This window comes from Streptococcus mitis (genome assembly GCF_047459985.1).
Lineage (GTDB): Bacteria > Bacillota > Bacilli > Lactobacillales > Streptococcaceae > Streptococcus > Streptococcus mitis_DZ.
The window spans coordinates 249856-263396 of sequence record NZ_JASHHD010000001.1 but is presented as its reverse complement, the minus strand read 5'-3'; the positions used below and the strand labels follow the sequence as shown (position 1 = coordinate 263396).

Here is a 13541-nt window from a genome sequence, read left to right as displayed (position 1 = left end):
GTAAAGATGAAAATTTTACTAGTAGATGACCATGAGATGGTCCGATTGGGTTTGAAAAGCTACTTTGACCTCCAAGATGATGTAGAAGTTGTGGGAGAGGCAGCAAACGGGTCTCAAGGTATTGATTTGGCCTTGGAACTGCGTCCAGATGTCATTGTCATGGATATCGTCATGCCTGAAATGAATGGAATTGACGCGACCTTGGCCATTCTCAAAGAATGGTCTGAAGCCAAGATTTTGATTGTGAGCTCTTATTTGGACAATGAAAAAATCATGCCAGTATTGAATGCGGGTGCTCGGGGCTATATGCTCAAGACTTCTAGTGCTGACGAATTACTTCATGCCGTCCGTAAGGTGGCTGCTGGCGAGTTGGCCATTGAGCAGGAGGTCAGCAAGAAGGTCGAATATCACCGCAATCATATGGAGCTTCATGAGGAGCTAACTGCGCGTGAGCGAGATGTGCTTCAACTCATCGCCAAGGGCTATGAAAATCAGCGCATCGCAGACGAACTTTTTATCTCTCTCAAGACGGTCAAGACCCACGTGTCTAACATTCTTGCCAAACTTGAAGTCAGCGATCGTACCCAGGCTGCAGTCTATGCCTTTCAGCATCATTTGGTAGGGCATGAGGAGTTTTAGATGAGTCTAACAGATTTACTTGTTGAGCTAGAAGCAGCAAAAGATTCAAAAAAGGCAGGGCCCATGGAATCCTATATGCGCCATCAATTTTTCTTCCTAGGTATTGCGGCTCCTGAAAGAAATGCACTCTATAAAAAATACTTTCCAAAAGCGAAAAAAACAAAGATTATCGATTGGGATTTTGTAGACACTTGCTGGGAAAAAGAATCTAGAGAATACCAGTATGTGGCTGCCAATTATTTGAAAGCCATGCAGTCTTATCTAACGGAGAACGATTTACCTAAGCTTGAGCGGTTAGTCGTCACAAAATCCTGGTGGGATACCGTAGATATCCTAGATCGAGTAGTAGGGAGTTTGGTGTATGACCACCCTGAACTAGAAGAAATAATCTTAAAATGGAGCCTATCAGATAATATCTGGCTGAGACGGGTCGCTATTGACCACCAGTTGTTAAGAAAAGAGAAGACCAATGTTCAATTAATGGAAAAGATTCTGCTTCATAATTTGAACCAAACAGAATTCTTTATCAATAAAGCCATTGGCTAGGCTCTAAGAGACTACTCCAAAACCAATCCAACTTGGGTAGCAGGTTTCATTGAGAAAAACAAGAAAAGAATGGCTGATCTTAGTATCAAAGAAGCAAGCAAGTACCTCTAGAGTGATTGAAAAGCGCATTCGTTACTTGAAAAAATTCACTCGTTTATGTTATAATAGACTGTATTTAAAAAATTTTAAGGAGAAATGACAGAATGTCTGTATCATTTGAAAACAAAGAAACAAACCGTGGTGTCTTGACTTTCACTATCTCTCAAGACCAAATCAAACCAGAATTGGACCGTGTCTTCAACTCAGTGAAGAAATCTCTTAATGTTCCAGGTTTCCGTAAAGGTCACCTTCCACGCCCTATCTTCGACAAAAAATTTGGTGAAGAGTCGCTTTACCAAGACGTTATGAACGCTCTTTTGCCAAACGCTTATGAAGCAGCTGTAAAAGAAGCTGGCCTTGAAGTGGTTGCTCAACCAAAAATTGACGTAACTTCAATGGAAAAAGGTCAAGATTGGGTTATCACTGCTGAAGTCGTTACAAAACCTGAAGTAAAATTGGGTGACTACAAAAACCTTGAAGTATCAGTTGATGTAGAAAAAGAAGTAACTGACGCTGACGTTGAAGAGCGTATCGAACGCGAACGCAACAACTTGGCTGAATTGGTTATCAAGGAAGCTGCTGCTGAAAACGGCGACACTGTTGTCATCGACTTCGTTGGTTCTATCGACGGTGTTGAATTTGATGGCGGAAAAGGTGAAAACTTCTCACTTGGACTTGGTTCAGGTCAATTCATCCCAGGTTTCGAAGACCAATTGGTAGGTCACTCGGCTGGTGAAACTGTTGATGTTATCGTAACATTCCCAGAAGACTATCAAGCAGAAGACCTTGCAGGTAAAGAAGCTAAATTCGTAACAACTATCCACGAAGTAAAAGCTAAAGAAGTTCCAGCTCTTGACGATGAGCTTGCAAAAGACATCGATGAAGAAGTTGAAACACTTGCTGAATTGAAAGAAAAATACCGCAAGGAATTGGCTGAAGCTAAAGCAGAAGCTTACAAAGATGCAGTAGAAGGTGCAGCAATCGATAAAGCTGTAGAAAACGCTGAAATCGTAGAACTTCCAGAAGAAATGATTCACGAAGAAGTTCACCGTTCAGTAAACGAATTCCTTGGAAACTTGCAACGTCAAGGTATCGACCCTGATATGTACTTCCAAATCACTGGAACTACTCAAGAAGATCTTCACAAACAATACGAGGGAGAAGCTGAGTCACGTACTAAGACTAACCTTGTTATCGAAGCAGTTGCGAAAGCTGAAGGATTTGATGCTTCAGAAGAAGAAATCCAAAAAGAAGTTGAACAATTGGCAACAGACTACAACATGGAAGTTGCTCAAGTACAAAGCTTGCTTTCAGCTGATATGTTGAAACACGATATCACAATCAAAAAAGCTGTTGAGTTGATTACAAGCACAGCAACAGTTAAATAATCTTATACTCTTCGAAAATCAAATTCGAACCACGTCAACGTCGCCTTGCCGTACTCAAGTACAGCCTGCGGCTAGTTTCCTAGTTTCCTAGTTTGCTCTTTGATTTTCATTGAGTATTCATAAACAAAAATCCCACCTGAATTGGTGGGTTTTCTTGTGCACTATTTTCCAAAAATCTCTTTGAGATCTGCGTCTGTAATCCCAATCATGGCTGGGATGCTATCCCAGTTTTCTTCGGTTAGGATGTAGGATTGATCAGAGTCACTTGATGTGGCAGTTTCGGAGATAGCTGGTTGCTTTTCTTCAACATTTTCAATTAAATCGCTGAATCGTTCAATCAGATAGGTTTTTCGGGCAGTTCCGATGTGCTGGGTAGCATAGTCGAAAGCCTGTAATTCGCCTAGTAAGATGAGTTTGCTTTTGGCGCGTGTAATGGCTGTATAGATGAGATTGCGCTCCAGCATACGCCTGCTAGCACTGGTGATAGGTAGAATAACAACAGGGAACTCACTTCCCTGGGACTTATGGATACTCATGGCATAGGCCAAGCGAATCTTGTACCATTCGTTACGCGGGTAAGAGACCTCATTGCCATCAAAATCAATGACAATCTCGTCTTGCTTTGACTCGGTATATTTACTCGGAATCAGGTCTGTGATAGCTCCTAGATCCCCATTAAAGACATTGATTTCAGCATCGTTGACCAAATGAATGACCTTGTCTCCCTTACGATAGTGGCACTGGGGAGCTTCAAAACTGAGTTGGTCTTTTTGTGGTGGATTGAGCAGGTCTTGCATGAGCTGGTTGATAGCATCAATCCCTGCCGTCCCTCGGTACATAGGAGCCAGAACTTGGATATCACGGGCAGGGATACCACTCCTGAGGGCAGCACCTAATATTTTCTCAATCGTAGCAGGAATATGGCCACTAGCAATTTCAAAGTAGGAACGGTCTGCTTTTTTCTGAGTGAAATCAGCTGGCAAGATACCCTGTCGAATCTGACTAGCTAGGGTGACGATGGTTGATTCTTCGCTTTGTCGATAAATTTTTTCCAAGCGAGTCTGAGGAATCAAGGGAATATGAAGCAGGTCCGCTAGAACTTGTCCAGGGCTGACAGACGGTAGCTGGTCGCTGTCACCCACGATGAGGATCTTACTGTTAGAAGAGATGTTGGAGAAGAGTTGATTGGCCAGCCAAGTATCCACCATAGAAAATTCATCCACGATGATAAAGTCGGCATCCAGATAATCTTCCAGATGACTGGTATCATCGTCCCCTGTCATTCCCAAGTGGCGGTGTATGGTAGCGCTAGGTAAACCTGTCAATTCATTCATGCGCCGAGCTGCTCGTCCAGTTGGAGCAGCCAGAAGAATGGGCAGGTTGCTTTTTTTTCTGAGGTCAAGTCCTTCTAAGAGGGCATAAACAGCGATAATCCCATTGATAACAGTTGTCTTCCCAGTACCAGGGCCACCTGTCAGGATAAAGACCTTATTCTGGATAGCATCACAGATAGCTTGTTTTTGAATGCTATCATACTTAATACCCAGTTCTTCCTCGACAGTAGTGATATGTTTTTGAATGGTTTCCAAATCTTGGCTCTTTTGTCTTCCTTTTTCAAGGATACGAACCAAGTGACTACGGATGCCTTCCTCAGCGAAAAAGAGGCTATTATCAAAGATTTTGGTATCAATCTGCTGAACCTTATCTTCTTCAATCAGGTGGGAGAGTTCTTGGGCTATTTGGCTGGGATCCAGTTCCACGGGGCGGGAAGACTCAAGGAGAGTAAGGGTTTGTTCCAGCAAATCCCGTGCTTCAACATAGGTGTCCCCTGTTTCCATACAAGCCTGAAAAAGACTGTGAACTAGACCGGCACGGAAGCGCTCAGGAGCCTGACTTTCGATGCCTAGTTCCTCGGCTAATTGGTCAGCAATAGTAAAGCCCAAACCCTTTATATCCTCAACCAGCTGGTAGGGATAATTTTCAACCACATCAAGAGTTTCTTCCTTGTAGAAGTCTTGAATCTGAAAGGCTAGTTTGTTGGGAATACCATAGTTGGCTAGTTTGGCCAAGACCATCTCCGTTCCGTAGTTGAGACGAAGAGTGGAGACGAACGCCTCGCGATTTTTGGCAGAGAGTCCTGCGATGCCTTCTAGCTTTTCTGGGTGTTGCAAAATCTCGTCAATGGTATTGTCGCCATAGGTATCCACAATTTTCTGAGCTGTCTTGAGACCAATCCCCTTGAAATGGCTACTTGAAAAGTATTTGACCAGCCCCTTGCTAGTTGGTTTTGCTCGTTCATATCGGCTGATTTGAAGTTGTTCCCCGTACTTGGAGTGCTGGACAATTTGTCCCCAAAAAGTATAGTCTTCTCCCTCAATCACGTCAGCCATAGTGCCCGTGACAATGATTTCAAAATCATCAAAATCTTCTGCGTCCGTATCGTCGATTTCTAGGAGGAGGATGCGATAAAAATTGCTGGGATTTTCAAAAATAATCCGTTCAATGGTTCCTGAAAAATAAACTTCCATAAAATTCCTTTGCATGAATAGGTGAGAGTTGGGTAGTGAATAACCATCTTCTCACGATAGAAGAAGAGGCTGAGATTCTTGATTCTCGGCCTCTTAGGTTTCTTAAAATGTTCCGATACGGGTGATTGGCCAGAAGCGGAATTTAGCTTCTCCTGTGATATCTTTTGCTTTGAAGGTACCTACGTGGCGGCTGTCACTCGAAACCAAGCGGTCATCTCCGAGGAGAAGGTACTCTCCTTCTGGGACAGTAAAGCTAAAGTTGGTATTGTAGTTGACATCAACTGTGAAGGCTTGGGCTTTTTCAGCAATACTTCTAAAGAAAGTGCCTTTATTTCCCTCAAATCCCTTGCCTGAGTATGTGCTTTGAAGTTTATCATCCTTGAAACGTTTGATGTAGTCAGCTAGATAAGGTTCATCTGTTTCTTTGTCATTGATGTAAAGTTTATCGTTTTCGTAACGGATAGTATCGCCAGGCATTCCGATCACGCGTTTGACAATGTCCTTATTGCCATCTTCCTCATGGGCCACCACGATATCAAAACGGTCAATAGGGAGGTGTTTGACAACAAAGAGGATTTCGCCATCCGCTAGAGTTGGATCCATGGAATGTCCTTCTACGCGGACATTACTCCAAAAAAAGATACGGCTCAAAGCTAGTAATGACAGAATCAGGAGGAATAATCCCCACTCTTTTAGGAAATTTTTAAATGAATTCATAACTTACCTTTCTAAGCGTTTTTTCGCTTTTTCAGTATTTTTAAAGTGCAGTTTGGCGCAGAAGTTAAGTCCCTGCATACCATAGGCTTGTAAAATCTGGCTAGCCAACTTATCAGAAGCCGTTCCAGCTCCGCTTGGAAGTTGATAGCCTAGTTCTCGTCCCAGATTTTCAAGATTTTCCAGAAAGAAATCACGCGCAATGATGGAAGAAACTGCGACAGCCAAGTATTTGCCTTCAGCCTTTTCTTCTAAGCTGATAGGATTGCTGAAACGATTGGCCTCTTGTGCCAAGTACTTGTCATAATTTTTAGCACTGGTAAAGGCATCAATCACAATTTTCTCAGGCTGAACACCTTTTTGAAGAAGGAGGTAGATAGCCTGATTATGGAGGGCAACCTTAACAGAAACAGCGTTGTAGCGGTCTCCGATAACCTCGTTGTACTTGCTGGGTGAGAGAAGCAGTGCTTGGTGCTGAATTTTTTCCTTGAGGATAGGGGCAATCTGACGGATTTTTTGGTCGGTCAGATTCTTGGAATCCCCCACACCGAGTTTTCGCAAGAAGTCATGCTGGTCAGGTGTGACAAAGGAAGCCACAACTGCAAGCCCACCAAAGTAGGAACCATTTCCCACCTCATCTGTCCCAATCAAAGGAAGATTTTGTCCGCTGGTTTTCTCTAGAACCTGATAGCCAAAGAAACTAGCGTATTTCTCAGCCCCTTCACCCTGAAGCAAGACCTTTCCAGAAGTATAGATAGAAACTGTTGCTTGAGGTAGTCGCAAAAAGTAGCGGATATAGGGATTTTTACTGGGAGCCAGACTGGTTTGGTAGTGTTCAAGAAAAGCCTGAATCTCCTTTTCGCTTGGTGTGAGTGTGATACTTGCCATAGTTTCTATTGTACCATAAAAGCAGGCAAATTTGTAAAAACTGACAAAGTTAGCGAATTTTGGTATAATATCGTGAGGTGAATTTTATGGCAAATCTAAATCGATTCAAATTTACATTCGGGAAAAAATCATTAACTTTGACAAGCGAACATGACAATCTCTTTATGGAGGAAATCGCTAAGGTTGCGACAGAAAAATATCAAGCAATTAAAGAACAAATGCCTAGTGCAGATGATGAAACCATCGCCCTTTTGTTGGCAGTTAACTGTTTGTCAACTCAGCTCAGTCGTGAGATTGAATTTGATGATAAGGAGCAAGAATTAGAAGAGCTCCGCCACAAGCTTGTGACTTGCAAGCAAGAACAGAGCAAGATTGAGGATTCCTTATGATTTCACTCCTTCTTCTATTGGTCTTGGCTTGGGGATTTTATATCGGCTATCGGCGAGGTCTGCTCTTACAGGTTTATTACCTGATTTCAGCTATGGCATCGGCTTTTATGGCTGGCCAGTTTTATAAGGGTCTTGGAGAGCAGTTCCATTTATTGCTCCCTTATGCAAATCCGCAGGAAGGTCAGGGAACTTTCTTCTTCCCATCGGATCAACTTTTTCAGTTGGATAAGGTCTTTTACGCAGGTATTGGCTACTTGCTTGTATTTGGGATTGTCTATAGCATCGGTCGTTTGCTTGGTCTCCTCTTACACTTGATTCCTAGTAAAAAACTGGGTGGTAAGTTGTTCCAAGTTTCAGCAGGCATCTTGTCCATGTTGGTGACCTTATTTGTCTTACAAATGGTCTTGACAATACTAGCGACCATCCCCATGGCAGCTATACAAAATCCTCTTGAAAAGAGTATCGTCGCAAAACACGTCATCCAGAGCATACCAGTAACAACTAGTTGGCTCAAACAAATCTGGGTGACAAATTTAATCGGATAAAAAGGGCAGGAATTTTCCTAGCCCTTTGTTTACAGATTGACTCGAATCTATCAGAATGTAAAAAGCTATCACACCTAGACATTCAAAGACAAGGAAATAAAGATGAACAAGAAAATATTAGAAACATTAGAGTTCAATAAGGTCAAGGCCTTGTTTGAACCCCATTTGTTGACAGAGCAGGGCTTGGAGCAACTAAGACAGCTGGCTCCAACTGCTAAAGCAGATAAAATCAAACAGGCTTTTGCTGAGATGAAGGAAATGCAGGCTCTTTTTGTTGAGCAACCGCATTTTACCATTCTCGCAACTAAGGAAATCTCAGGACTCTGCAAGCGGTTGGAGATGGGGGCAGACCTCAATATCGAGGAGTTCCTACTCTTGAAGCGTGTGCTTCTTGCTAGCCGAGAACTGCAAAGTTTTTATGCCAATCTGGAAAATGTCAGCTTGGAAGAATTAGCTCTTTGGTTTGAGAAATTACATGATTTTCCGCAATTACAAGGAAATCTCCAAGCCTTTAATGATGCAGGTTTCATTGAAAATTTTGCCAGTGAAGAACTAGCGCGCATCCGTCGAAAAATCCATGATAGCGAGAGTCAGGTACGCGATGTTTTACAAGACCTGCTCAAGCAAAAAGCGCAGATGTTGACGGAAGGAATTGTTGCCAGCAGAAATGGCCGTCAGGTTTTACCGGTCAAAAACACCTACCGCAATAAGATTGCAGGGGTCGTTCATGATATTTCTGCTAGTGGAAATACCGTCTATATCGAACCTCGTGAGGTGGTCAAACTAAGCGAAGAAATTGCTAGTCTGCGAGCAGATGAGCGCTATGAAATGCTTCGCATTCTTCAAGAAATCTCGGAGCGTGTCCGCCCTCATGCGGCTGAGATTGCTAATGACGCTTGGATTATCGGCCATTTGGACTTGATTCGTGCCAAGGTCCGCTTTATTCAAGAGAGACGAGCAGTCGTTCCTCAGCTGTCAGAAAATCAAGAGATTCAACTGCTCCATGTTTGCCATCCTTTGGTCAAAAATGCCGTCGCGAATGATGTCCATTTTGGTCAAGATTTAACAGCCATTGTTATTACAGGTCCCAATACAGGTGGGAAGACCATCATGCTCAAAACTTTGGGATTGACGCAAGTTATGGCCCAGTCTGGTTTACCGATTTTAGCAGATAAGGGAAGTCGTGTTGGTATTTTTGAAGAAATCTTTGCCGATATTGGAGATGAGCAATCTATTGAGCAGAGTTTGTCTACCTTCTCTAGCCATATGACAAACATCGTGGATATTCTTGGCAAGGTCAACCAGCATTCACTTCTACTCTTGGATGAGTTGGGGGCTGGTACAGACCCTCAAGAGGGAGCCGCCCTTGCCATGGCTATTCTGGAGGACCTGCGCCTGCGTCAAGTCAAGACCATGGCGACCACCCACTATCCAGAGCTCAAGGCCTACGGTATTGAGACAGCCTTTGTGCAAAATGCCAGCATGGAGTTTGATACTGCAACTCTTCGCCCGACCTATCGCTTTATGCAGGGTGTGCCTGGCCGAAGCAATGCCTTTGAAATTGCTAAACGTCTAGGCCTATCTGAAGTTATCGTAGGAGATGCCAGTCAGCAGGTCGATCAGGATAATGATGTCAATCGGATTATTGAGCAACTGGAAGAGCAGATGCTAGAGAGTCGCAAACGCTTGGACAATATCCGTGAGGTGGAGCAAGAAAATCTCAAGATGAACCGTGCTCTCAAAAAACTTTACAACGAGCTCAATCGTGAAAAGGAAACCGAGCTTAACAAGGCGCGTGAACAGGCTGCTGAGATTGTGGACATGGCCCTAAGTGAAAGTGATCAGATTCTCAAAAATCTCCACAGTAAATCCCAACTCAAGCCCCATGAAATCATTGAAGCCAAGGCCAAACTGAAAAAATTGGCTCCTGAAAAAGTAGATTTGTCTAAAAACAAGGTCCTTCAAAAGGCCAAGAAAAAACGAGCTCCAAAGGTGGGAGATGATATCGTGGTTCTCAGTTATGGACAGCGTGGTACTTTGACCAGTCAACTCAAGGACGGCCGTTGGGAAGCCCAAGTCGGCTTGATCAAGATGACCTTAGAAGAGAAAGAATTTGACCTTGTTCAAGCCCAGCAAGAAAAACAGGTCAAGAAGAAACAAGTCAATGTCGTGAAACGAACTTCTGGTCGTGGTCCACAAGCTAGACTGGACCTTCGAGGCAAACGTTATGAAGAGGCCATGAATGAGCTAGATGCCTTTATCGACCAAGCCTTGCTTAACAATATGGCTCAAGTTGATATCATCCATGGTATCGGAACAGGTGTCATCCGTGAAGGTGTCACCAAATACTTGCAAAGAAACAAACATGTCAAGAGTTTCGGCTATGCCCCGCAAAATGCTGGAGGCAGTGGTGCAACCATTGTCACTTTTAAAGGATAGCAGTATTTCGGACTTCATAAAGTAAAAACTGCTGAACTAATTTTTACTAATTAAAACATTGACAAAAGCCAACATTTTTTGTAAAATAAGAATCAATTAAATACCAACACCGAATGAAGTTTAATAGAAGTGGGAAATCGTTTGATTTTCCATGACTGTAAATGGACGGAACTCTGGAGAGACCGTAAAGGCACCGAAGGGGCAAGGCAGGTAACTGCTCAAACTCTCAGGTAAAAGGACAGAGCTAGGATAGACCGCTTTTTAGCATTTATCTAAGCATTCCAGAGTACATGTATCTTGCATGTGCTCTTTCTTTTGGGGTTGAAAAGATAGGAGAAGAAAATGTTAGAATTGCTTAAATCAATTGATGCTTTTGCTTGGGGGCCTCCACTCTTGATTTTATTGGTCGGAACAGGGATTTACCTAACTGCCCGGCTAGGACTCTTGCAGGTTTTGCGTCTGCCCAAGGCCTTCCAGCTTATTTTTATCAAGGATAAGGGGCATGGGGATGTATCCAGTTTTGCGGCCTTGTGTACAGCCCTAGCAGCGACAGTTGGTACGGGAAATATTATCGGGGTGGCGACGGCTATCAAGGTCGGTGGCCCAGGGGCCCTCTTTTGGATGTGGATGGCTGCTTTCTTTGGAATGGCAACCAAGTATGCGGAAGGTTTATTAGCTATTAAATACAGAACTAAAGACGATAACGGTGCTGTTGCAGGAGGTCCCATGCACTATATCCTTCTAGGGATGGGAGAAAAGTGGCGACCACTTGCCATCTTCTTTGCCCTGGCAGGTGTTCTAGTAGCTTTGTTGGGAATCGGAACCTTCACCCAAGTCAACTCGATTACAGAATCTATCCAAAATACAACGACTATTTCGCCAGCTATCACGGCTCTCGTGTTGTCTATCTTTGTAGCAATTGCTGTTTTTGGCGGGCTCAAGTCTATTTCTAAGGTTTCAACTACTGTTGTTCCTTTTATGGCTATCATTTATATTTTGGGAACACTTACAGTTATTATCTTTAATATTGGAAAACTCCCTGCTACAATCGCTTTAATCTTGACATCAGCTTTTAGTCCGGTTGCTGCGGTAGGTGGATTTGCCGGTGCTAGCATTCGGATGGCTATCCAAAATGGTGTGGCGCGTGGTGTGTTCTCAAACGAATCTGGTCTGGGTTCTGCTCCCATTGCAGCTGCTGCGGCTAAGACAAATGAACCAGTAGAGCAAGGTTTGATTTCCATGACAGGAACCTTTATTGATACCCTTATTATCTGTACCTTGACTGGTTTGACCATCTTGGTAACCGGAGTATGGAATAGTGATTTGAATGGAGTGGCTTTGACTCAGTCAGCCTTCTCAACATTCTTTTCACATTTTGGGCCGGCCCTCTTGACTATCTTCCTTGTACTCTTTGCCTTTACAACGATTCTAGGTTGGAACTACTATGGAGAACGCTGTTTCGAGTTTCTCTTTGGGGTTCGTTTTATCTGGCTCTACCGTGTGATTTTTGTGCTCATGGTCTTGCTGGGAGGATTTATCGAGTTGGATATGGTCTGGATTATCGCAGATATCGTCAATGCCTTGATGGCATTGCCAAACTTGATTGCCCTCTTAGTTTTATCACCAGTTGTTATTGCTGAGACTAAAAAGTATTTTAATAAATAGTGGAATCACACAGCTCGTGTGATTTTTTGCTTTCATAAAAAATTTTTATCGATGCAATTTAAAATATATATTATACACGGTATAGAATCTGTGATAGACTAGGTTTCAACAAAATGAAAAGAGGTTTTATGATGACAGCATTTACCATCCATACAGTAGAATCAGCACCAGCAGAAGTGAAAGAAGTTCTTGAAACAGTAGAAAAAGATAACAATGGCTATATTCCTAACCTAATCGGTCTCTTGGCTAATGCTCCCACTGCTTTAGAAGCCTACAGAACTGTCGGAGCCATCAATCGTCGCAACAGCCTGACACCCGTTGAGCGCGAAGTAGTGCAAATCACGGCAGCTGTGACCAATGGTTGTGCCTTCTGTGTCGCAGGGCACACAGCCTTTTCAATTAAACAAATCCAGATGAACGATGACCTTCTGCAAGCCCTTCGCAATCGTACTCCAATCGAAACAGATCCTAAATTAGACACCCTCGCTAAGTTTACCTTGGCTGTTATCAATACCAAAGGTCGTGTAGGAGATGAAGCCTTGGCTGAGTTTCTAGAAGCTGGTTACACCCAACAAAATGCCTTGGATGTGGTTCTTGGTGTCAGCCTAGCAAGCCTCTGTAACTATGCCAATAATCTAGCTAATACCCCAATTAACCCAGAATTGCAACCTTATGCTTAATCCTTATCTGAGTAAAAATGAAGTCTGAAATAATCGGACTTCGTTTTTTAGAATCTTATTCCAGCTTTTTTATGATATACTAAAGATAATATCATTATTGGAGGTTAGGATGAAAAAACTCCCCTTGGTATTTTCTGGTTGTTTGTTAGGTTTGGCAGGAGCTGGAAATCTTATTTTAGATACGTTACCGGTTCTGTCCCATCTATTAAGTCTGACTGGTTTGATTTTGTGGATTTACTTTCTAATTTTTCATCTCTTTAATTGGAAGGAAAGCAAGCAAGAATTGACCAAGCCTCCTCTTTTGTCAGGAATGGCCACTTTTCCCATGGCTGGGATGATTTTATCGACTTATGTCTTTCGCGTATTCCCTCATTTGCCTATAGTAGCGCAAGGACTCTGGTGGTTTTCATTTCTCTTGGATTTGGCCTTGATTGCTGCTTTTACAATTAAATTTACCTATCCGGGTCGGAGAGTTCATGCCACTCCTAGCTGGACGGTTCTCTATGTGGGGATAGCAGTGGCAGCCTTGACCTATCCTCTTGTAGGCATCATCGAAATTGCCTATGCGACTTTGAGTTTTGGATTTCTCTTGACCTTCTATCTCTACCCACTTATTTATAGCGATTTAAAGAAACATCCACTCCCACTAGCCTTGCTTGGGCAAGAAGGAATCTACTGTGCTCCTTTCTCTCTACTCTTGGCATCCCTAGTTCGGGTAGGAGGAGCCAGCCTACCGACTTGGCTCTTGATTGTCATGATTTTGGCTTCTCAATCCTTCTTTTTCTTTGTTTTGACTCGCCTGCCCAATATTTTAAAACGAGGCTTTCAACCAGCCTTCTCAGCCCTCACCTTCCCAACCATTATCACGGCTACCTCGCTTAAGATGGCTCAGGGAATCTTGAAACTTACATTTCTGGATTATCTGGTACTGGCTGAAACTGCTATTTGCCTAACTATTTTATTCTTTGTTTTAGGTACTTATCTGATTTGGTTACGAAAAAAGGTCTAGCTAGAAATAGCT

11 protein-coding genes, 1 pseudogene and 1 riboswitch are annotated in these 13541 nt (G+C 43.0%); of the genes and pseudogenes, 9 read left to right on the top strand and 3 right to left on the bottom strand.

From position 1 onward, the window contains the following. The first annotated feature begins 6 nt into the window (after nucleotides 1–6). The 3 genes and pseudogenes from QM959_RS01255 to tig all read left to right on the top strand — a co-directional run bounded on the left by QM959_RS01255 (nucleotide 7) and on the right by tig (nucleotide 2672). Complete coding sequence (locus tag QM959_RS01255; RefSeq protein ID WP_153196867.1) at nucleotides 7–639, top strand: response regulator transcription factor; 633 nt, start codon at nucleotides 7–9, stop codon at nucleotides 637–639. Next, nucleotides 640–1296 (top strand): annotated as a pseudogene (locus QM959_RS01250) (DNA alkylation repair protein). It abuts the gene before it with no gap. 92 nt (nucleotides 1297–1388) lie between these two features. After that, complete coding sequence (tig, locus tag QM959_RS01245) at nucleotides 1389–2672, top strand: trigger factor (protein ID WP_414370871.1); 1284 nt, start codon at nucleotides 1389–1391, stop codon at nucleotides 2670–2672. A gap of 161 nt (nucleotides 2673–2833) precedes the next feature. Here tig and QM959_RS01240 read toward each other — a convergent pair whose 3' ends face one another. From QM959_RS01240 to rnhC, 3 genes are all read right to left on the bottom strand, one after another. Beyond that, the gene (locus tag QM959_RS01240; RefSeq protein WP_414370869.1) at nucleotides 2834–5200 is read right to left on the bottom strand and encodes an ATP-dependent RecD-like DNA helicase; all 2367 of its coding nucleotides are present in this window, start codon (nucleotides 5198–5200) and stop codon (nucleotides 2834–2836) included. Nucleotides 5201–5302: 102 nt separating this feature from the next. Continuing rightward, nucleotides 5303–5917, bottom strand: coding sequence for a signal peptidase I (gene lepB, locus QM959_RS01235; protein ID WP_004245100.1), 615 nt, complete (start codon nucleotides 5915–5917; stop codon nucleotides 5303–5305). 3 nt (nucleotides 5918–5920) lie between these two features. Then, on the bottom strand, nucleotides 5921–6802 hold the full coding sequence (rnhC, locus tag QM959_RS01230; protein WP_247935263.1) for a ribonuclease HIII: 882 nt from the start codon (nucleotides 6800–6802) through the stop codon (nucleotides 5921–5923). Nucleotides 6803–6888: 86 nt separating this feature from the next. Between rnhC and zapA the strand changes: the two genes are divergently transcribed. The 6 genes from zapA (at nucleotide 6889) to QM959_RS01200 (ending at nucleotide 13529) form a co-directional block, all read left to right on the top strand. After that, the gene (zapA, locus tag QM959_RS01225) at nucleotides 6889–7191 is read left to right on the top strand and encodes a cell division protein ZapA (protein ID WP_000002019.1); all 303 of its coding nucleotides are present in this window, start codon (nucleotides 6889–6891) and stop codon (nucleotides 7189–7191) included. Beyond that, on the top strand, nucleotides 7188–7736 hold the full coding sequence (locus QM959_RS01220) for a CvpA family protein (RefSeq protein WP_247935262.1): 549 nt from the start codon (nucleotides 7188–7190) through the stop codon (nucleotides 7734–7736). The genes zapA and QM959_RS01220 overlap by 4 nt, the downstream gene beginning before the upstream one ends. A 102-nt stretch (nucleotides 7737–7838) precedes the next feature. Next, nucleotides 7839–10175 carry an endonuclease MutS2 gene (locus QM959_RS01215; protein WP_414370867.1) on the top strand — a complete coding sequence of 779 codons (2337 nt, stop codon included), beginning with the start codon at nucleotides 7839–7841 and terminating at the stop codon, nucleotides 10173–10175. A 163-nt stretch (nucleotides 10176–10338) separates the two neighbouring features. Continuing rightward, nucleotides 10339–10427, top strand: a riboswitch (glycine riboswitch). 90 nt (nucleotides 10428–10517) lie between these two features. After that, complete coding sequence (locus tag QM959_RS01210) at nucleotides 10518–11840, top strand: alanine/glycine:cation symporter family protein (protein ID WP_414370865.1); 1323 nt, start codon at nucleotides 10518–10520, stop codon at nucleotides 11838–11840. Between the two features lie 131 nt (nucleotides 11841–11971). Then, nucleotides 11972–12520 (top strand): carboxymuconolactone decarboxylase family protein, encoded by a 549-nt coding sequence (locus tag QM959_RS01205; RefSeq protein WP_261025698.1) that lies wholly within the window; start codon nucleotides 11972–11974, stop codon nucleotides 12518–12520. 109 nt (nucleotides 12521–12629) lie between these two features. Continuing rightward, complete coding sequence (locus tag QM959_RS01200) at nucleotides 12630–13529, top strand: TDT family transporter (RefSeq protein WP_414370863.1); 900 nt, start codon at nucleotides 12630–12632, stop codon at nucleotides 13527–13529. Nucleotides 13530–13541 lie beyond the last annotated feature (12 nt).